The organism is Pseudomonas sp. NMI542_15 (genome assembly GCF_021283425.1).
In the GTDB taxonomy this organism is placed as follows: domain Bacteria; phylum Pseudomonadota; class Gammaproteobacteria; order Pseudomonadales; family Pseudomonadaceae; genus Aquipseudomonas; species Aquipseudomonas fortuita.
On the sequence record NZ_JAJSRO010000003.1, the window covers coordinates 397,701 to 417,620 of the forward strand.

General features: G+C 63.6%; 19 protein-coding genes. 7 read left to right on the forward strand and 12 right to left on the reverse strand.

Features of this window, described 5'->3' with window-relative positions; all coding sequences use genetic code 11:
* Nucleotides 1-47: 47 nt before the first annotated feature.
* From LU684_RS07800 to dadA, 5 genes are all read right to left on the reverse strand, one after another.
* Nucleotides 48-1,904 (reverse strand): acetyl-CoA hydrolase/transferase C-terminal domain-containing protein, encoded by a 1,857-nt coding sequence (locus tag LU684_RS07800; protein ID WP_232894443.1) that lies wholly within the window; start codon nucleotides 1,902-1,904, stop codon nucleotides 48-50.
* 229 nt (nucleotides 1,905-2,133) lie between these two features.
* Nucleotides 2,134-2,538, reverse strand: coding sequence for a c-type cytochrome (locus LU684_RS07805; protein ID WP_033731233.1), 405 nt, complete (start codon nucleotides 2,536-2,538; stop codon nucleotides 2,134-2,136).
* A 154-nt stretch (nucleotides 2,539-2,692) separates the two neighbouring features.
* A complete protein-coding gene (locus tag LU684_RS07810; protein ID WP_016489803.1) occupies nucleotides 2,693-3,241 on the reverse strand; it encodes a cupin domain-containing protein in 549 nt (182 codons plus the stop codon).
* Nucleotides 3,242-3,350: 109 nt separating this feature from the next.
* The gene (gene alr / locus LU684_RS07815) at nucleotides 3,351-4,424 is read right to left on the reverse strand and encodes an alanine racemase (RefSeq protein WP_232894444.1); all 1,074 of its coding nucleotides are present in this window, start codon (nucleotides 4,422-4,424) and stop codon (nucleotides 3,351-3,353) included.
* 146 nt (nucleotides 4,425-4,570) lie between these two features.
* Nucleotides 4,571-5,875: a D-amino acid dehydrogenase gene (gene dadA / locus LU684_RS07820; RefSeq protein WP_232894445.1), complete on the reverse strand. Its 1,305-nt coding sequence runs from the start codon at nucleotides 5,873-5,875 to the stop codon at nucleotides 4,571-4,573.
* Nucleotides 5,876-6,031: 156 nt separating this feature from the next.
* On the opposite strand from dadA, the gene dadR reads away from it, so the two are divergent.
* Nucleotides 6,032-6,520, forward strand: coding sequence for a transcriptional regulator DadR (gene dadR, locus LU684_RS07825; protein ID WP_003258963.1), 489 nt, complete (start codon nucleotides 6,032-6,034; stop codon nucleotides 6,518-6,520).
* 2 nt (nucleotides 6,521-6,522) lie between these two features.
* Here dadR and LU684_RS07830 read toward each other — a convergent pair whose 3' ends face one another.
* Entirely contained in the window at nucleotides 6,523-6,876 is a 354-nt protein-coding gene (locus tag LU684_RS07830; protein ID WP_016489806.1) for a YkgJ family cysteine cluster protein, read from the reverse strand.
* A 147-nt stretch (nucleotides 6,877-7,023) separates the two neighbouring features.
* Here LU684_RS07830 and LU684_RS07835 point away from each other — a divergent pair, with 147 nt between their 5' ends.
* Nucleotides 7,024-8,316, forward strand: coding sequence for an NAD(P)/FAD-dependent oxidoreductase (locus tag LU684_RS07835; protein ID WP_096426911.1), 1,293 nt, complete (start codon nucleotides 7,024-7,026; stop codon nucleotides 8,314-8,316).
* Nucleotides 8,317-8,361: 45 nt separating this feature from the next.
* Here LU684_RS07835 and LU684_RS07840 read toward each other — a convergent pair whose 3' ends face one another.
* The gene (locus LU684_RS07840) at nucleotides 8,362-8,592 is read right to left on the reverse strand and encodes a DUF1127 domain-containing protein (RefSeq protein WP_016489808.1); all 231 of its coding nucleotides are present in this window, start codon (nucleotides 8,590-8,592) and stop codon (nucleotides 8,362-8,364) included.
* A gap of 178 nt (nucleotides 8,593-8,770) precedes the next feature.
* Between LU684_RS07840 and LU684_RS07845 the strand changes: the two genes are divergently transcribed.
* Both LU684_RS07845 and LU684_RS07850 read left to right on the forward strand, forming a co-directional pair.
* The gene (locus LU684_RS07845) at nucleotides 8,771-10,201 is read left to right on the forward strand and encodes an aminotransferase-like domain-containing protein (protein WP_161775551.1); all 1,431 of its coding nucleotides are present in this window, start codon (nucleotides 8,771-8,773) and stop codon (nucleotides 10,199-10,201) included.
* Between the two features lie 59 nt (nucleotides 10,202-10,260).
* Nucleotides 10,261-11,814 carry a phospholipase D family protein gene (locus LU684_RS07850; protein WP_016489810.1) on the forward strand — a complete coding sequence of 518 codons (1,554 nt, stop codon included), beginning with the start codon at nucleotides 10,261-10,263 and terminating at the stop codon, nucleotides 11,812-11,814.
* 129 nt (nucleotides 11,815-11,943) lie between these two features.
* Here the strand turns inward: LU684_RS07850 and LU684_RS07855 are convergent, their stop codons facing one another.
* Nucleotides 11,944-13,083, reverse strand: coding sequence for an MFS transporter (locus tag LU684_RS07855; protein ID WP_016489811.1), 1,140 nt, complete (start codon nucleotides 13,081-13,083; stop codon nucleotides 11,944-11,946).
* 202 nt (nucleotides 13,084-13,285) lie between these two features.
* Nucleotides 13,286-14,779 carry an aldehyde dehydrogenase gene (locus tag LU684_RS07860; protein WP_016489812.1) on the reverse strand — a complete coding sequence of 498 codons (1,494 nt, stop codon included), beginning with the start codon at nucleotides 14,777-14,779 and terminating at the stop codon, nucleotides 13,286-13,288.
* A gap of 196 nt (nucleotides 14,780-14,975) precedes the next feature.
* Between LU684_RS07860 and LU684_RS07865 the strand changes: the two genes are divergently transcribed.
* Nucleotides 14,976-15,335 (forward strand): cupin domain-containing protein, encoded by a 360-nt coding sequence (locus LU684_RS07865; RefSeq protein WP_016489813.1) that lies wholly within the window; start codon nucleotides 14,976-14,978, stop codon nucleotides 15,333-15,335.
* A 67-nt stretch (nucleotides 15,336-15,402) separates the two neighbouring features.
* Here the strand turns inward: LU684_RS07865 and rpmG are convergent, their stop codons facing one another.
* Entirely contained in the window at nucleotides 15,403-15,558 is a 156-nt protein-coding gene (gene rpmG / locus LU684_RS07870; protein ID WP_003253507.1) for a 50S ribosomal protein L33, read from the reverse strand.
* Nucleotides 15,559-15,569: 11 nt separating this feature from the next.
* A complete protein-coding gene (gene rpmB, locus LU684_RS07875; RefSeq protein ID WP_003253504.1) occupies nucleotides 15,570-15,806 on the reverse strand; it encodes a 50S ribosomal protein L28 in 237 nt (78 codons plus the stop codon).
* Nucleotides 15,807-16,167: 361 nt separating this feature from the next.
* Between rpmB and LU684_RS07880 the strand changes: the two genes are divergently transcribed.
* On the forward strand, nucleotides 16,168-17,775 hold the full coding sequence (locus LU684_RS07880) for an ABC transporter substrate-binding protein (protein ID WP_016489814.1): 1,608 nt from the start codon (nucleotides 16,168-16,170) through the stop codon (nucleotides 17,773-17,775).
* Nucleotides 17,776-17,895: 120 nt separating this feature from the next.
* Here the strand turns inward: LU684_RS07880 and radC are convergent, their stop codons facing one another.
* The gene (gene radC / locus LU684_RS07885) at nucleotides 17,896-18,576 is read right to left on the reverse strand and encodes a RadC family protein (protein ID WP_023048208.1); all 681 of its coding nucleotides are present in this window, start codon (nucleotides 18,574-18,576) and stop codon (nucleotides 17,896-17,898) included.
* A gap of 129 nt (nucleotides 18,577-18,705) precedes the next feature.
* Here radC and coaBC point away from each other — a divergent pair, with 129 nt between their 5' ends.
* Complete coding sequence (gene coaBC / locus LU684_RS07890) at nucleotides 18,706-19,917, forward strand: bifunctional phosphopantothenoylcysteine decarboxylase/phosphopantothenate--cysteine ligase CoaBC (protein WP_016489816.1); 1,212 nt, start codon at nucleotides 18,706-18,708, stop codon at nucleotides 19,915-19,917.
* Nucleotides 19,918-19,920 lie beyond the last annotated feature (3 nt).

Genomic DNA, 19,920 nt, shown 5'->3' on the forward strand with positions numbered 1-19,920 from the left:
GGGAGCTGGCTTACCGGCGATGGGCTGCAAAGCAGCCCCGGCAATTTTCAGGTCGCCGCCAACCCTGCCAGCAAAAGGCGCTGGTACAGCTCTTCCTTCAATCCCTGCGGAGCGTCCAGCCCCATCCGCTCCAGGTGCCCTTGATACCCCTCCGGCCCCGGCGCATCCAACGCTGCCTTGCCCAGCTCCAGCACCTCGCTCAGCTTGAACTTGCTCTTCAACCAGTTCAGTGCCCGCAACAGGTCCCGCTCCTCAGCTGTAAAGTCCGTCCCCATCGGATACTCCGGGAACAGCCGCGCATGCCGCGCCCTGATCGCTTCCAACCGCTGCGGCGTATTGTCGGTAAAACGAGCGTCCAGCTCAAAACCCTTGGGCAGCTTGCCGGCCTCTTTTGCCTGCTCGATGAGCCCCTGCTGGAACCGCGAATCGCTCACCGCCAGCAACCGCGCAATCACCTCGCTGTCGGTCTGCCCACGCAAGTCGGCAATGCCGTATTCGGTCACCACGATATCGCGCAGGTGCCGGGGGATGGTGCAGTGGCCGTAGGTCCAGAGCAGGTTTGAGGTCATCTCCCCGCCTGCCTCGCGCCAGCTGCGCAAAAGCAGAATCGAACGCCCGCCTTCCAGCGCGTGGCCCTGGGCGACGAAGTTGTACTGCCCGCCAACGCCGCTGAGCACGCGGCCGTCCTCCAGCTGATCGGCCACCCCGGCGCCGAGCAAGGTCATGGCGAACGCAGTGTTGATGAAGCGCGCATCGCGGCGCTGGCGCCGCTTGAGTTCTTCCTGCCCGTACAACTCGTTGATAAAGCTGATGCGGGTCATGGCAAACCGCGCACGCGCTTCGAGTGGCATCTCCCTCAACCGCTGGTAGAACGCCTGAGGGCCGAGGAAAAAGCCACCATGCACCACGGGCCCCTGCTCATCGGCCGGGCGCCGCAGCAGGCCTGCTTCGGCAAGCACCAACAGGCCATTGGCGAACATCTCGCTGCAGCCGTACAGGCCTTGGGCAAACGTCCCCAGCCCCCCTTCGCGCTCGATCAGCGCATGCCACGGGCCCGTATCCAGCTCGTCGAGCAAGGTGCGGTAGCCGGCGTTGTCACCCTGACGCGCCAGCAACGCGGCGGCGACTGCATCGCCCATGGCACCGATGCCGATCTGCAGGGTGCCGCCATCGCGTACCAGCGTGCTGGCGTGCAAGCCGATGCAGTGGTCCTGGGTGCCGACCGGCATGTTCGGGGTGGAGAACAGGCGACGTTGCTCGGCTTCATCGAGCAGCAGGTCGAACGCATCAATGGGCAGTTCCGCATCGCCCGGCATGTAAGGCAGCTCGGCATGCACCTGACCGAGCATGAGGATGGTTTCGCCGGCCGCGCGGCGCTTGGCGATCATCGGCAGCAGGTCGAGGGTGATGTCGGGGTTGCAGGCCAGGCTCAGGTGAACAGGCCTTTCAGGTGTGGCGGCCACCAGTTGCGCGACCAGGTTCAGGCCCTTGGCGTTGATATCGCGTGCGGCGTGGCTGTAGTTGCTGCTGATGTAGTCCTGCTGGGCAGCCTCGCTGTGCAGCAGGCTACCGGGCTGCATGAAGAACTGCTCGACGCGGATATTCGCCGGCAGGCTGTCGTTGCGCAGGTCAGCGAGGTAGTCGAGCTCTTGGTAGTCGGCGAAGACGCGCTCGACGAAGGGTTCGAGAAACCGCCGCTGCAGGCCATCGCCCAATGGCGGGCGGCCCAGGGAGAGCGCGGTGTAGATAGTCAGCTGCCGCTCGGGCAGCTCGCGCACGCGGGCGTAGAGGGCGTTAACGAAAGCATTAGGCTTCCCCAGGCCCAAAGGCAGGCCCATGTGAATATGGGCTGGCAGCCGGGACAAGACCTGCTCGACAGCCTGGTCGATGGAGCAGAGGTGCATCAGGGCCTCCTGAGACATCCATGGGTTCAGGGGTTGGACATGGCACTGGCGGGTTGGTTGCCTGTACCGGCCTCTTCGCGGGACAAGCCCGCTCCCACTGGCACCTCACAGCACCTGAAGGCAGTGGTGTTCTTGTGGGAGCGGGCTTGCCCCGCGAAAGGGCCAGTGCAGCCACCACAAAAAACAAAGCCCGCCATCAAAGGCGGGCCTCATGCAATTCAGCTGTGTCTTACAGACCGGACATTTTCTTGATCGCCCCTTTCAGGTCGTCATCCGAGCAGTCCGCGCAGGTGCCCTTGGGCGGCATGGCGTTGATGCCGGTAATGGCCTTGGCCAGGATGCCATCCAGCCCGCCCTGGTGGTCGGCGCGTTCTTTCCACGCGGCGGTATCGCCAATCTTCGGTGCACCGAGCAGGCCGCTGCCATGGCAGGCATTGCAGTGCTTGGCGATGATGTCATCTGGCGTCTTGGCTCCCCCGCCTCCCGCTGCAGCAGCCACTTCCATGCCTTTGCATTCCTGGCCCTGGACGCACACCTGGCCAACCGGCTCGAGGCGTTTGGCAATGTCGTCATTGGTTGCAGCGGTTGCGCTCATTGCCCAGAGGGCGAATACGGCTGCTGGTACGGCCAGCATCTTCTTGATTTGGTTCACGCGAACACCCTCATGGTGGCTAATCACGCTCGCGGCCACGGAACGGCGAGCGTTGAAAAGTATAGCGGGAACCCAGAGGCCGTGAAACGACCCTACACTGGAAAGGGGTATTGCCGAATCAATGCACTGCGCTGGATCAAAAGTTTGATGGCGTCGCTGCACTGATCAGGCGTGCGGGCTGGTTGAACGGATTGCGAAAGCGGTGCGGGCGCGTGCTTTCGAAGTAGTAGCTGTCGCCTTCTTCGAGAATGAAGATCTCGTTGCCGACCACCAGCTCCAGCCGGCCTTCGAGCAGGATGCCGGTTTCTTCGCCGTCGTGGGTGAGCATTTCGGCACCGGTGTCGGCACCTGGCGGGTATACCTCGGTGAGAAACGCGATGGCACGGTTGGGGTGCGACTTGCCGACCAGCTTCATGGTCACCGCACCGTCCGAGATGTCGATCAGCTCGTGGGCCTTGTAGACGATCTGAGTGGGGCTTTCAGGTTCCAGCTCGACCGAAAAGAACTCGACCATGGACATGGGAATGCCGCTCAGCACCTTGCGCAGCGAGCTGATGGAGGGGCTCACGCTGTTCTTCTCGATCATCGAGATGGTGCTGTTGGTCACACCGGCACGCTTGGCGAGTTCGCGCTGGGACAGGCCCTTGAGCTTGCGGATGGCTTGCAGTCGTTCGCCGACGTCCAAAGCTGGAGCCTCCTGAAACGGTGGAAAGGGGGATGGATGTGAACGATATCATGGCAATGCCGTTCAGTATTTACAACACACCACCCCTCAACCTGTCCGCTTCAGCGTGTCATTCGCCGATGTAGTCCCGCGGTAAACGCTTCAGGTTGCAGAAAATCTGGTAAGGGATAGTACCCGCATGGGCGGCCACTTCGCTGGCCAGTATCTGCTTGCCCCACAGTTCGACCGGGCTGCCGACAGTGGCTTGCGGCACGTCGGTGAGGTCGACGCTGAGCATGTCCATCGACACCCTGCCGATCAGCTGGGTGCGCTGGCCAGCGACCAGTACCGGGGTGCCATTGGGCGCCTGGCGCGGGTAGCCATCGGCATAGCCCATGGCGACCACGCCTACACGGGTTGGCCGTGGGCTGACAAACTTGGCGCCGTAGCCCACGGGCTCACCGGCAGGCAGCTCGCGCACACTGATCACCCGCGATTGCAGGGTCATTACCGGTTGCAGCCGTGAGGCTTGGGCCTGGGGCACTTCGAACGGCGTGGCGCCGTACAGCATCAGGCCCGGGCGTACCCAGTCGCCAGGCGCTTGCGGCCAGCCCAGCACGCCAGGCGAGTTGCGCAGGCTGCACTCGGCGGCCAGGCCCTGGCGGGCGGCCTCGAACACGGCAATCTGCTGGGCGGTCGCGTCGGCATCCAGCTCGTCGGCGCGGGCGAAGTGGCTCATGAGCACGATGCGCGCAACCTTGCCGCTGGCCAGCAGGCGTTGGTAGGCCTCATGGTAATCCTTGGGGTGCAGGCCGGCGCGGTGCATGCCGCTGTCCAGCTTCAGCCAGACGGTGAGCGGCTTGTGCAGCTGGGTTTTCTCGATGGCTTCAAGTTGCCAAAGCGAATGCACCACACACCACAGGTCGTGCTCGGCAATCAGCGCCAGCTCGCTGGCTTCGAAGAAGCCTTCCAGCAACAGCACCGGGGCCTTGATACCGGCGGCGCGCAACTCCAGCGCCTCTTCGATGCAGGCAACGGCAAAGCCGTCGGCTTCGGCCTCCAGGGCCAGGGCGCAGCGTACGGCACCATGGCCATAGGCGTCGGCCTTGATTACGGCGAGGGCTTTGGCACCGGTCAGTTCACGGGCCAGACGGTAGTTGTGGCGCAGGGCCTGGAGGTCGATCAGGGCGCGGGCGGGACGCATGGCGGCTGCCTTATGGTGGTTCACAGGTTGAAAAGGGTGTTGGGTTCTTCGCGGCTAAAGCCGCTCCCACAAGGGACCGCACAATGGCCAAGGCCATGCGATCCCTGTGGGAGCGGCTTTAGCCGCGAATGGGCCGGTGCAGGCGATTACTGCTGGTGAACCGGCGCGCCCTGCCCGTGCTTGGTCGCTTCCCGGCTGTTGCCATAACGGGAAATGTCCAGGCCTTCGGCACTGATCTGCGGTTTCTTGCGCGCAATCAGGTCGGCCAGCAGGCGACCAGAACCGCACGCCATGGTCCAGCCCAGGGTACCGTGACCGGTGTTCAGGAACAGGTTGCGGAACGCCGTGGCACCAACGATCGGTGTGCCGTCCGGGGTCGCCGGACGCAGCCCGGTCCAGAAGCTGGCCTGGCTCAGGTCACCGCCGCGAGGATAAAGGTCGTTGACGATCATCTCCAGCGTTTCGCGCCGACGCGGGTTCAGCGACAGGTCAAAACCGGCGATTTCAGCCATGCCGCCAACGCGGATACGGTTGTCGAAACGGGTGATCGCGACCTTGTAGGTCTCGTCCAGAATGGTCGAGGTCGGGGCCATGTCGCCGTTGGTGATCGGCACGGTCAGCGAGTAACCCTTCAGCGGGTAGACCGGGGCCTTGATACCCAGCGGCTTGAGCATCTGCGGCGAGTAGCTGCCCAGCGCAAGCACGTAGCGGTCGGCGGTTTCCAGCTTGCCGTCGATCCACACGCCATTGATGCGATCGCCCGCGAAGTCCAGGCGTTGGATGTCCTGGCCAAAACGGAACTCCACACCCAGCTTGATGGCCATGTCGGCGAGCTTGGTGGTGAACATCTGGCAGTCACCGGTCTGGTCGTTAGGCAGGCGCAGGGCACCGGCCAGAATGTCCTTCACGCCAGCCAGGGCCGGTTCGACGCGGGCAATACCGTCGCGGTCCAGCAGTTCGTAAGGCACGCCAGACTGCTCGAGCACGGCAATGTCCTTGGCCGCGGCATCCACTTGAGCCTGGGTGCGGAACAGCTGGGTGGTACCCAGGGAGCGGCTTTCGTAGGCAATGCCGGTTTCGGCGCGCAGTTCGTCAAGGCAGTCGCGGCTGTACTCGGACAGGCGCACCATGCGCTCCTTGTTTACCGCGTAACGGCTGGCGGTGCAGTTGCGCAGCATCTGCGCCATCCACAGGTACTGGTCGACGTCGCCGGTGAGCTTGATGGCCAAGGGGGCGTGGCGCTCGAGCAGCCACTTGATGGCCTTCAGCGGCACGCCTGGGGCGGCCCAGGGCGAGGCATAGCCGGGCGAGATCTGGCCTGCGTTGGCAAAACTGGTTTCCATGGCCACCGCCGGCTGGCGGTCGACCACCGTCACTTCAAAACCTTGCCGGGCCAGGTAATAGGCACTGGCGGTTCCGATTACACCGCTACCAAGTACCAGAACTCGCATCGTTATATCCCTCACACGCGGCACGCCGCAGACTTTTATTGATATGGCATGAATGGGCGCAGTATAGGAATTTGAGACCAGTGCAATTCACTATATAAAAGCCTATTATTGGCGAGAATTCTCGGCAAAATCGCCTTTCACGGAGGGGCATCCCCTATGAGAACCCAGCACCAGAGCAAGCGTGAACTGGACAAGATCGACCGTAACATCCTGCGGATCTTGCAGAATGACGGGCGTATTTCCTTCACCGAACTGGGCGAGAAAGTTGGGCTGTCCACCACCCCTTGCACCGAGCGGGTTCGCCGTCTGGAGCGCGAGGGCATCATCATGGGCTACAACGCCCGCCTGAACCCGCAGCACCTCAAGGGCAGCCTGCTGGTGTTCGTGGAAATCAGCCTGGACTACAAGTCGGGCGACACCTTCGAAGAGTTCCGCCGCGCGGTGTTGAAGCTGCCCCACGTGCTGGAATGCCACCTGGTGTCAGGTGACTTCGACTACCTGGTGAAGGCGCGCATTTCGGAAATGGCGTCGTACCGCAAGCTGCTTGGCGACATTCTGCTGAAGCTGCCGCATGTGCGCGAATCGAAGAGCTACATCGTGATGGAAGAGGTGAAAGAAAGCCTCTGCCTGCCGATCCCGGACTGAGACTAGACCAGCACCTGCCGGGTGGTGGCGATGAACTGGTGCACGAGTTGCTCGGCTGCGGGCTCGATCATCGGCTCAGGGCCACGGCCACGCGGGCAGGCCATGCGTGGTGTGGTGCCAAACAGGCGGCAGATCATGGGGCGCTCTTCATACACCGTGCAACCGTTGGGGCCCAGGTGCACGCAGTCCAGGCGCTCGAGAGCGGCTTCCTGCTCGGCCTGGGACTTGCGCGGCAGGCGGGCCATTTCTTCCGTCGACGTGGTGACCGGGCCGCAGCAATCGTGGCAGCCGGGCTCGCACTCGAACGAGGGGATGAGTTCGCGCAGGAAGTGGATCTTGTGACGGTTGCAGGACATGGGCAAGTACAAAGCTGATTGATAAGTTGGATTATAAGCCCATTCGCGGGCTTGCCCGCGAACGAGGGCGCAGCCCTCGCCTTGTTGCCCACTACCCCACCCCGACTTATCCTCCTCCCCTAGCCCACCAGCCTCAGGACCAAGCCCATGATCCACAGCGCGCAGCACGCCGCCTCCTATTACGCCGCCAGCAGCGCGCCACACCCTGACTACTCCTTCCTGCAAGGCGAGCACAGCGCCGATGTCTGCATCGTCGGCGGCGGCTACTCGGGGCTGAACACCGCCATCGAGCTGGCCGAACGCGGCTTTTCGGTCATCCTGCTGGAAGCGCGCAAACTTGGCTGGGGCGCCAGCGGGCGGAATGGCGGGCAGTTGATCCGCGGCGTCGGCCACGGCCTGGAACAGTTTCTGCCGGTGATTGGCGAGGAAGGCGTGCGCAGCATGAGGCTGATGGGCCTGGAGGCCGTGCAGATCGTGCGCGAGCGGGTAGAGAAACATGCCATCGCCTGCGACCTGACCTGGGGCTACTGCGACCTGGCCAACAAGCCGGCCGAGCTGCTGGGCTTTGCCGAAGACGCCGAAGAACTGCGCAGCCTGGGCTATGCGCATGAGCTGCGGCTGGTCGGCAAGGACGATATCCACAGCGTGGTCGGCGCCGACTGCTATGTGGGCGGCCTGGTCGACATGGGCTCCGGCCACCTGCACCCGCTCAACCTGGCCTTGGGTGAAGCGGCCGTGGCCAGCCGCTTGGGCGTGAAGCTGTTCGAGCAGTCCGAGGTTACCCGCGTCGACTATGGCCCCGAGGTGCAAGTGCATACCGCCCAGGGCCGGGTACGCGCCAAGACCTTGGTGCTGTGCTGCAACGCCTACCTCAACGGCCTCAACCGCGAGCTGGGCGGCAAGGTGCTGCCGGCCGGCAGCTACATCATCGCCACCGAACCGCTAGGCGAAGAACGCGCCCGCGCTTTACTGCCGCAGAACATGGCGGTGTGTGACCAGCGCGTGGCGCTGGATTACTACCGGCTGTCTGCCGACCACCGCCTGCTGTTTGGCGGTGCCTGCCACTATTCAGGCCGCGACCCGAAAGATATCGCCGCCTACATGCGGCCGAAGATGCTCAAGGTGTTCCCGCAGCTGGCCGACGTGCGCATCGACTATCAGTGGGGAGGCATGATCGGCATCGGCGCCAACCGCCTGCCGCAGGTTGGCCGCCTGGCCAGCCAGCCGAACGTGTATTACGCCCAGGCCTATTCAGGCCATGGGCTCAACGCCACCCACCTGGCCGCGCGCCTGCTGGGCGAGGCAATCAGTGGCCAGGCAAGCGGGCGTTTCGACCTGTTCGCCAACGTGCCGCATATCACCTTCCCCGGCGGCAAGCACCTGCGCTCGCCACTGCTGGCGCTGGGCATGCTGTGGCACAGGCTTAAAGAGTTGATCTGAAAACTGACGCGGTCGGTGTAGGAGCGGCCGCGCAGCGTCTCGTTGTTAGTCTTTCCAGAAGGGTTTACGTCCCTCTGTACGGGCCTGCTCCCAGCTCAGCCCGACATCGCGCAACTCGTCATCCGTCAGCTGCAACAGCGCCCTGCGGGTATGCCAGCGATGCAGCATCAGCCCCCAACGCCCAAGCCCTTGCGGCGCGTTGAATACCTTGGCCTGCTGCCCGGCTTCCAGTTCACTGGCCATCAGTTGCAAGCGCACATCGCTCATGCCGCCCATCACCGCACCCTCTCGTTCAGTTGATACCGTGGAGAAAGGATGCGCGTCGGCACCATCGACAATACAGAGCCAATACAGCCTTATTATTCCCATACAGAATTGGCCGTTGGCCGACTGAATGCTGTATTTTCAGCCCAACTGTACCGGTCGCTATGCCAATGCAGCGCAGGAGTATGCCGTGACCCTCTACCTGAACCTGGCCGAACTGCTCGGCGCCCGTATCGAGCAAGGCCTGTATCGCCCTGGCCAGCGCCTGCCCTCTGTGCGCGCCCTGAGCGTGGAACACGGGGTCAGCCTGAGCACCGTGCAACAGGCCTATCGCATGCTGGAAGACAGCGGCATGGTCTCGCCCCGGCCCAAATCCGGCTACTTCGTCAGCGACCACCGCCAGCTGCCAGCGCTGCCCGCCGTCAGCCGCCCGGCCCAGCGCCCGGTGGATATTTCGCAATGGGAGCAGGTGCTGGAGCTCATCCGCAGCACGCCGCGCCAGGATGTGGTCCAGCTCGGCCGTGGCATGCCCGACATCAACACCCCTACCCTGAAGCCCCTGCTGCGCAGCCTGGCTCAGTTAAGTCGGCGGCAGGACATGCCCGGCCTGTATTACGACAACATCCACGGTAACCTGGCCCTGCGTGAGCAGGTTGCGCGGTTGATGCTGGACTCCGGCTGCCGCCTGAGCCCGGCCGACCTGGTCGTGACCACCGGCTGCCACGAGGCGCTGTCGTGCAGCATTCGCGCGGTCTGCGAGCCAGGCGACATCGTCGCAGTCGACTCGCCCAGCTTCCACGGCGCCATGCAAACCCTCAAGGGCCTAGGCATGAAGGCGCTGGAAATTCCCACCGACCCGCTGACCGGCATCAGCCTGGAGGCGCTGGAACTGGCCCTGGAGCAGTGGCCGATCAAGCTCATCCAGATCACCCCCAACTGCAACAACCCGCTCGGCTACATCATGCCCGAGGCCCGAAAGAAGGCCCTCCTTAGCCTGGCGCAGCGCTACGACGTGGCGATTCTGGAGGACGATGTGTACGGCGACCTGGCCTACACCTACCCGCGTCCGCGGACTATCAAGTCGTTCGACGACGATGGACGCGTGCTGTTCTGCAGCTCATTTTCCAAGACCCTCGCCCCCGGCCTGCGGGTGGGCTGGGTGGCGCCCGGGCGCTACCTGGAGCGGGTGCTGCACATGAAGTACATCAGCACCGGCAGCAGCGCCAGCCAGCCGCAGCTGGCCATCGCCGACTTCATCGCCGGCGGCCACTACCAGCCCCACGTGCGGCGCATGCGTAGCCAGTACCAGCGTGGCCGCGACCTGATGAGCGAATGGGTAACCCGCTACTTTCCAACGGGCACCCGGGTCAGCCGCCCCCAAGGTGGCTTCATGCTGTGGGTAGAATTACCCGAACATTTCGATACGCTGCGCTTGAACCGGGCTTTACTGGAGCAAGGTGTGCAAGTTGCCGTGGGCAGCATCTTCTCGGCCTCGGGCAAGTTTCGCCACTGCCTGCGCATGAACTTCGCCGCGCGGCCGACGCCTCAGATCGAGGCCGCTGTGCGCAAGGTAGGTGAAACCGCCCTTCGTCTACTGGATGAAGAAAGCGCCGACGCGTAACTTTGCGCCGCCCGCCACGGTCCAACCCCAAAGCCCTTGCTGCACAGGACGGTCCACCCTTGAGACTCCAGCACGCCTTGCCCCTGCTGCTGGTGCTGCTGCTCGGCCTTGCCGGCTGCACCAGCGTCAGCGCGCCCCGCGAAACCAGCCAGGCGCTGCCCGCCCATGACTCCGCCTTTGGCCGCTCGGTGCTGCGCCAGGCCGCGCCTTACGGCGGCCGCTCGGGCTTTCGCCTGCTGCCCAACAGCAATGAAGCGTTCCGCGCCCGTGCCGAACTGATCCGTAACGCCCAGGCGAGCATCGACCTGCAGTACTACATCGTCCACGACGGCCTCAGCACCCGCGCCCTGGTGCATGAATTGCTGCGTGCAGCCGACCGTGGCGTGCGTGTGCGCATCCTGCTGGACGACACCACCAGCGACGGCCTGGACACCATCATGGGCACCCTCGATGCCCACCCCAACATCCAGATCCGCGTGTTCAACCCGCTGCACCTGGGCCGCAGCACTGGCGTGACCCGCGCCATGGGCCGGCTGTTCAACCTGTCGCGCCAGCACCGGCGCATGCACAACAAGCTGTTCCTGGTGGACAACAGCATGGCGATTGTCGGCGGGCGTAACCTGGGCGACGAGTATTTCGATGCCGAGCCCAACCTCAACTTCACCGACATCGACCTGCTGGGTATTGGCCCGGTGGCCGAGCAGCTGGGGCACAGTTTCGACCAGTACTGGAACAGCGCCCTCAGCCGACCGATCGCCGACTTCCTCTGGCGCGACCCGAATGCCAACGACCTGCGTGCCAGCCGCCATCGCCTGGAAGTGTCGCTGGCCGAAGCCAGGACCCAACGCAAAGCCCTGTACGACCGCCTGATGGCCTACCAGTCGCAGCCTCGCCTGGACGTGTGGCGCAACGAGCTGATCTGGGCCCACGCCCAAGTGCTGTGGGATGCACCCAACAAGGTGCTGGCCGACAACGAACCGGACCCACAGCTGCTGTTGAGCCAGCAACTGGCACCGGACCTGGCCAACGTGCACCGCGAACTGATCCTGGCATCGGCCTACTTTGTGCCGGGCGAACCGGGCCTGCTGTACCTGACCGGCCGCGCCGACGCTGGCGTTTCGGTGAAGCTGCTGACCAACTCGCTGGAAGCCACCGACGTGCCGGCCGTGCATGGCGGCTACGCGCCCTATCGCCGGGCCTTGCTGGAGCACGGGGTGCAGCTTTTTGAGCTTCGCCGGCAGCCAGGCGACCCAAGCGCGGGGCGGTTGAGTTTTCGTGGCAGTTCGGATTCGAGCCTGCACACCAAGGCGATCGTATTCGACCGGCGCAAGACCTTCATCGGCTCGTTCAACTTCGACCCGCGTTCTGTGCTGTGGAACACCGAGGTTGGAGTGCTGGTGGACAGCCCGGAGCTGGCGGAGTACACCCGCGAGCTGGCCCAACAGGGTATGGCGCCTGCGTTGAGTTACCAGGTGAAGCTGGTGGGGGGCAAGCTGGTGTGGGCGACCGAGGACAATGGCAAGCGGCACGTGCTGACGTCTGAACCGGGTGGGATGTGGCGGCGGTTCAACGCGTGGATCAGCAAGGCGGTTGGCTTGGAGAAGATGTTGTAGCCGCTATCGTTGGGGCTGCTTCGCAGCCCATCGCGACACAAGGCCGCTCCCACAACGGTACGGTGTACACCGATCAATGTGGGAGCGGCCTTGCGTCGCGAAAGGGCCGCAAAGCGGCCCCAAAATCCATCAGGCAGAAACCGGTTCAAACGCCCCACGCCGCTGGGTCAACACAACCAGCCCCGCAGCCCCCGCCGCCATCAGCCACAGCAGCGCGTGCCCGCTGACCCACTGGCTCCCCGCCCCCGCCAACAGTGGCCCGAGCAGGCAACCAATACCCCACAGCTGCGCAACATGGGCGTTGGCCCGCACCAGCGCGTCATCCCGGTAGCGCTCGCCAATCAGTACCAGCGACAAGGTGAACAAGCCCCCTGCGCTGGCCCCGAACAATACCCACAACGGCCAGATCACCGGGGTATGCAGCATGAGTGGAATCGCCAGGCTGGACACCAGCAGGGTCACCGCGCAACCGGTGAACAGGGTGCGGCGCGACATATGGTCGGCCAACGCCCCGATGGGCAGTTGCAACACCGCATCACCCACCACCACGGTACTGACCATGAACAGGGCAATCTCGGTGGTAAAGCCCTGCTGCAGGCAATACACCGGCAGCAAAGTCAGGATCATCGCCTCGAACGAAGCGAACAGGGCAATGGCCCAGGCGATCACCGGCAAACGACGGCAAAAACGAAACAGGTCGCCGAAGGTCACGTTGCACGCTTCCGTGCTCGGTGCACCGCCTCGCCCCAGCAGGATCAGCGGCGCGACCAGCAGCAGGCCCGTCGCAGCCCAGAAACCGAAATCGTCATCAGAGCCGAGAAAGCCCAGTACCAGTGGCCCGGCCAGCTGGCTCAACGCGTAGCTGCTACCGTACAGCGCCACCAGGCGACCACGCCATTGCTCGACCACCAGCTGGTTGATCCAGCTTTCGCCCAGGATGAACACCACGGTCAGGGACATGCCGATCATCAGCCGCAGCAGCAGCCACAGCGGGTAGCTAGGCAACAGGGCCAGCAGGCCGATCGATAGCGCCCCACCCCACAGGCACAGGCGCATCGCAGAAGGTACGCCAACCCAGCCGGCCAGGCGGCTGGCCAGGCTGGCACCGGCCAGCACACCCAGCGCCGGCATCGCCGCCATCACGCCGATGGCAAAGCTGCCGTAGCCCCAAGCCTCCAGGCGCAGGGACACCAGCGGCATGCTCACGCCGAGCGCCAGCCCGACACTCAGCACCGATGCCAGTACGGCGAAGTAGGTACCCCAACGCATTGCAGCCTCCCAGGCAGAATTCGTGAACAGCAAAAACGACGAAGCCGGGTCAGCGTGAGCCGACCCGGCTATTGTTGGGGCTGCTGTGCAGCCCATCGCCGGCAAGCAGGGCTCCCACAGGTATAACGGAGGCCTTGAGGGCTGCGAAGAACCTGTGGGAGCTGGCTTGCCGGCGATTGGGCCGCAACGCGGCCCCCTGGAGTTACAGCTTGATCCAGGTCGCCTTCAGCTCGGTGTATTTCTCCAGCGCATGCAGCGACTTGTCACGGCCGTTGCCCGACTGCTTGAAGCCACCGAACGGTGCGGTCATGTCGCCACCGTCGTACTGGTTGACCCAGACGCTGCCAGCGCGCACGGCACGGGCGGTCTTGTGGGCCTTGGAAATGTCCGACGTCCAGATGCCAGCCGCCAGGCCATAGGGCGTGTCGTTGGCAATGGCGATGGCTTCTTCGGCAGTGTCGAAGGCAATCACCGACAGCACTGGGCCGAAGATCTCTTCCTGGGCGATGCGCATGGCGTTGGTCACGCCGTCGAAGATGGTCGGCTCGACATACGTGCCGCCAGTCTCTTCCAGGGTGCGCTTGCCGCCGGCCAGCAGCTTGGCGCCGTCCTTGTGGCCAGCCTCGATGTACGACAGCACGGTGTTCATCTGCTGGGTGTCGACCAGGGCACCGACCGTGGTCTGTGGGTCCAGCGGGTTCCCTGGCTTCCAGCCTTTGAGGGCTTCGACCACCATTGGCAGGAACTTGTCCTTGATCGAACGCTCGACCAGCAGGCGCGAGCCTGCGGTGCACACTTCGCCTTGGTTGAAGGCGATGGCGCTGGCAGCGGCCTCGGCGGCAGCTTGCAGGTCCGGCGCGTCGGCAAAGACGATGTTCGGGCTCTTGCCGCCGGCTTCCAGCCAGATGCGTTTCATGTTCGATTCGCCCGCGTACACCATCAGCTGCTTGGCGATCTTGGTCGAGCCGGTGAACACCAGGGTATCAACGTCCATGTGCAGGGCCAGGGCCTTGCCTACGGTGTGGCCGTAGCCTGGCAGCACGTTCAGCACGCCAGCCGGGATACCGGCTTCAATGGCCAGCTGAGCGATGCGGATGGCGGTCAGCGGGGATTTTTCGGACGGCTTGAGCACCACCGAGTTACCGGTGGCCAACGCCGGGCCGAGTTTCCAGCAGGCCATCAGCAGCGGGAAGTTCCACGGTACGATTGCACCCACCACACCCACGGGTTCGCGGGTCACCAGGCCGAGCTGGTCGTGCGGGGTCGGGGCAACTTCGTCGTAGACCTTGTCGATGGCTTCGGCAGTCCAGTGAATGGCCTGGGCCGCACCCGGGATGTCGATGCTGGAGGAGTCGCCGATCGGCTTGCCCATGTCCAGGGTTTCCAGCAGCGCCAGCTCTTCAACGTTCTTGCGCAGCAGGTCGGCAAAGCGGATCAGCTTGGCCTTGCGCTTGGCCGGGGCCAGTTGCGACCACACGCCGGCGTTGAAGGTGGCGCGGGCGTTTTCCACAGCGCGGTTGGCATCGGCCAGGTCGCAGCTGGCAACCTTGGCCAGGAAGCGTCCGTCGACCGGGCTCAGGCACTCGAAGGTTTCACCGGATGCGGCATCGGTGTATTCGCCGTTGATGAAGGCGCGGCCTTCAATCTTCAGTTGCTGGGCACGCTGTTCCCAGTCCGCACGGGTCAGGGTAGTCATACGAAACTCCTCCTCTTGTTTAGGTGCAACGCCGCACTGAGGACTCACAGGCGTTGTCAGAATTCTGGCCGGGCGACGAGCGCACACTGGCAAGCGATACCCTAAACCAGCCGGTGTAAACTATCAATATATTTGACACGAAAGGCTCAAACGCCTACTGATGTTCATTTTATTAAACAAAAACAGGAGCCGCACCATGAGAATCGACAGCATCATCGACTTCGCGCAGATCATCACCGAGGCCGAACGCTACCGCCCGGCGGCGGAAAAAATCCTCAAGGGCGAGCCAGACCAAGCGGTCTATAACCACTACTCCAGCCCTTGCGGGCAGTTTGCCGCAGGCGTTTGGGAAGGTGAGGTGGGGCAGTGGACGGTGAACTACACCGAGCACGAGTACTGCGAGATCGTCCAGGGCGTTTCGGTGCTGCGCGACCAGGACGGCGGGGCCAAGACCCTGCGGGCCGGTGATCGGTTTGTCATCCCTGCCGGGTTCAAGGGCACTTGGGAAGTGCTCGAGCCTTGCCGCAAGATCTATGTGATGTTCGAGCAGAAGTAAGGCACCGGACAGGCATAAAAAAACCCGCGTCCTCTCGGATGCGGGTTTTTTTCAGGTCGCCGATCAATTACTTGATCTTGGCTTCCTTGTACACCACGTGCTTGCGAACAACCGGATCATATTTCTTGATCTCGATTTTGTCCGGGGTGGTGCGCTTGTTCTTGTCGGTGGTGTAGAAGTGGCCGGTACCGGCACTCGAAACCAGACGGATCAATTCACGCATGATGCTCTCCCTTAAACCTTGGCGCCAGCTTTACGGATGTCAACCAGAACGGCGTCGATGCCGCGCTTGTCGATGATACGCATGCCCTTGGCGGAAACGCGCAGACGCACGAAACGCTTCTCGGATTCAACCCAGAAACGGTGGTGCTGCAGGTTCGGCAGGAAACGACGACGGGTTTTGTTGTTTGCGTGGGAAATGTTGTTCCCGGTTACTGGACCCTTACCAGTAACTTGACAGACTCTCGACATGACTCAGCCCTCTAAAACCACATGCCCAACCCGGCATGGGTTGGCCGCTTAATCTCTCAGTCTTTGGCGCCTGGGCGCCGTGATTCTGGAGGTCTTATCGACCGGATCCGCTTATGCGACAGGCCGAGCCCCTAGAAAAGAGCGCTGCTTTATACCAGAAAGACTTGGCTGCAACAACAGTAGATACACATTGCCGCACGCCAGAACGCGCCGGGCCAGCATAGCGGCAGGCCCCGTCGGCCGTCGACCACTCGTCGCCACATTTGTAAAAAAGGGTGTGGTCATTTACCGACGGGCGCACTAGGGTAGGCTTTTTCCAGACTGCACTGGCAGATGGGCCACTGACAGCCAAGGAGCCACCATGCGTGCTGCCGCCCTTTCCTTATTGTTCAACTCCCTGTTCGCCGCCGGCGCGCTGTTCGCTGCCGGTGCAGCCCAGGCCGCGCCGCTGAGCGTTTGCAGCGAAGCCAGCCCTGAGGGCTTCGACGTGGTGCAGTACAACTCACTGACCACCACCAACGCCACGGCCGACGTGCTGATGAACCGCCTGGTGGAGTTCGACGCCGCGCAAGGCAAGGTGGTGCCGAGCCTGGCAACCAGCTGGACGGTGTCAGCCGACGGCCTGGTGTATGACTTTACCCTGCGCGATGACGTGAAATTCCACACCACCGCCTATTTCAAGCCAAGCCGCGCGCTGAACGCCGACGATGTGCTGTTCAGCTTCCAGCGCATGCTCTACCCCGCCCATGCCTGGCACAAGACTGCACCGGGTGGCTACCCACATGCCCAGTCGCTGCAGCTGGGCAGCCTGATCAAGGCTATCGAGGCGCCAGCGCCGAACACCGTGCGTTTTACCCTCAGCCACCCGGACGCCACGTTCCTGGCCACGCTGAGCATGGGCTTCGCCTCGATCTACTCTGCCGAATATGCAGACAAGCTGCTGAAGGCGGGCACGCCCGAGAAGCTCAACAACCAGCCGATCGGCACCGGGCCGTTCGTGTTCCAGCGTTTCCAGAAGGACGCCGTGGTACGTTACCGCGCCAACCCTGACTACTTCGCCGGCAAGCCCGCGGTCGACCCGCTGATCTTCGCCATTACCACCGATGCCAACGTGCGCCTGCAAAAGCTCAAGCGTGGCGAGTGCCAGGTGGCCTTGTCACCCAAGCCCCTGGACATTGCCGAGGCCGGCAAGGACGGCAGCCTCAAGGTGGCCACTACCCCGGCGTTCATGACAGCCTTCGTCGCCATCAACAGCCAGCACCCACCGCTGGACAAGCCGGAAGTACGCCAGGCCATCAACCTGGCCTTCGACAAACAGGCCTACCTCAAGGCCGTGTTCGAAGGCTCCGCAGTGGCCGCCAATGGCCCCTACCCGCCCAACACCTGGAGCTATGCCAAGGACCTGCCTGGCTACCCGCTGGACGTGAAGAAAGCCAAGGCCCTGCTGACCAAGGTCGGCCTGAGCGATGGTTTCAGCACCACCATCTGGACCCGCCCGTCGGGCAGCCTGCTCAACCCAAACCCCAGCCTTGGCGCGCAGATGCTGCAGGCCGACCTGGCCAAGATCGGGGTCAAGGCAGAGATCCGCGTGATCGAATGGGGCGAGCTGATCCGCCGCGCCAAAGCCGGTGAGCATGACCTGCTGTTCATGGGCTGGGCGGGTGACAACGGCGACCCGGACAACTTCCTCAGCCCGCAGTTTTCCTGTGCTGCGGTCGAGTCGGGGACCAACTTTGCCCGCTTCTGCGACAACCGCCTGGACCAGCTGATCAGCGCCGGGCGCACCACCAACGACCAGAGCGTGCGTAGCCGGTTGTATCAGCAGGCGCAGACCTTGATTCAGCAGCAGGCGCTGTGGGTACCACTGGCGCACCCGACGGCGGCGACGCTGTTGCGCCAAGGGGTTGAGGGGTACCAGGTGAGCCCGTTCGGGCGGCTGGATTTCAGCAAGGTGTCGGTTACCAAGTAAGCCTGCACCGGCCTCTTCGCGGGACAAGCCCGCTCCCACAGATTCGCCGCCATATTGGAGGGCAGCGCAGACCTTGTGGGAGCGGGCTTGTCCCGCGAAGAGGCCGGCACATGCACACCTCTAAGCGACAATCCACCCCTGCTCAACCATCGATAAGGGCTCCCCGTCACCGATGATGATGTGATCCAGCACCCGCACATCGATCAGCCCCAGCCCCCGCTTCAACGACAGGGTCAAATGCACGTCATCCTGGCTCGGCTCACTGTTCCCCGAAGGATGGTTGTGACACAGGATCAAAGCCGCCGCGTTATGCAGCAACGCCCGCCGCACCACCTCCCGCGGGTAGACACTCGCCCGATCTATCGTGCCCCTGAACAGGATTTCAAACGCCAGCGGCCTGTGCTTGGTATCCAGAAACAGGCACCCGAACACCTCGCTGGCCTCATGTCGCAGCATCGCTTTCAAATAGCGCCGCACCGTTTCCGGGCTGTCCATGGCAGATTCCCGCTCAATCGATGTCGCAAGGTGTCTGCGCCCTATTTCCAGCAGCGCCTGCAACTGGCTGTACCTCACCGGGCCCAGCCCAAGCTCGCCGACGAAGGCCTCGCGGTCGGCCTCCAACAACCGGCGCAAGCTCCCGAACTTCACCAGCAGGCCTCGCGACAGCTCCACCACATTACGCCCGCGCACACCTGAACCGAGAAATACAGCCAGCAACTCCGTATCGGTCAGGCTGCCAGCGCCACGCTGCAGCAACTTCTCCCGCGGCCTTTCTTCAGCTGGCCATTCCCTGATATTCATCCCCGCCCCCCTGCCCTTGCTGCGGCCCATTTCGACCCTGTGTTAATCTATTTCGCCTCGTACATGCGACGTACTGCCGCAGGCAATCTCAAACGTCGCTGCCCGCTCTCACTGGAAAAAGGCAAGCCTATGCAGCGGCTGTATCGCAAGCGCATCGTTCTCGGCGTGGGTGGCGGCATTGCCGCCTACAAAAGCGCCGAGCTGATTCGCCGTCTCCTGGAGCACGGCGCGCAGGTGCGCGTCGTCATGACCCGCGGTGGTGCCGAGTTCATCACCCCGCTGACCCTGCAGGCGCTGTCGGGCCACCCGGTGCACATGGACCTGCTCGACCCTGCCGCCGAAGCGGCAATGGGCCATATCGAACTGGCCAAGTGGGCCGACCTGGTACTGATCGCCCCGGCCACGGCCGACCTCATGGCGCGCATGGCCCAAGGCATGGCCGACGACCTGCTGACCACCTTGGTGCTGGCCACCGACGCCACCGTCGCCGTCGCCCCGGCCATGAACCAGGCGATGTGGCGCGACCCGGCTACCCAGGCCAACCTCGAACTGCTCAAGAGCCGTGGCATCCAGGTGTTCGGCCCGGCGTCTGGCAGCCAGGCCTGTGGCGACGTGGGCCTGGGCCGCATGCTCGAAGCCACCGACCTGGCCTGGTGCGCCGCAGAAAGCTTCAAGCGCCAGGCACTGACCGGCAAGCACGTGCTGATCACCGCCGGCCCGACCCAGGAAAACATCGACCCGGTGCGCTACATCACCAATCATAGCTCCGGCAAGATGGGCTTCGCCCTGGCCGAAGCAGCCGCCGAAGCCGGGGCTCGGGTCACCCTCGTCACGGGCCCTGTGCACTTGCCAACGCCCGACCGGGTCAGCCGCATCGACGTGGTCAGCGCGCGGGACATGCTTGCGGCCTGTGAAGCGGCCATGCCGTGTGACCTGTTCATCGCCTCGGCCGCGGTCGCGGACTACCGCCCGGAAGTCGTTGCCACGCAAAAGCTGAAGAAAGATCCTACGACCGGCGACGGCATGCTGCTGCAGATGGTGCGCAATCCCGATATCCTTGCCACCATTGCTGGCCGCAGCGACCGCCCGTTCAGCGTCGGCTTCGCCGCCGAAACCGAACACCTGCTCGATTACGCCACGCGCAAGCTCAAGGACAAGAACCTCGACCTGATCGTCGCCAATGATGTGGCCAACCCCAGCATCGGCTTCAACAGCGAAGAAAACGCCTTGACCGTGATCGACCGCCAGCAGCACCAGACCCTCTTCGCGCAGACCAGCAAAGGCAAGATCGCCCGGCAACTGGTCGCCTTCATCGCCGATCGGCTCAACCAGGTTCAATAAGTT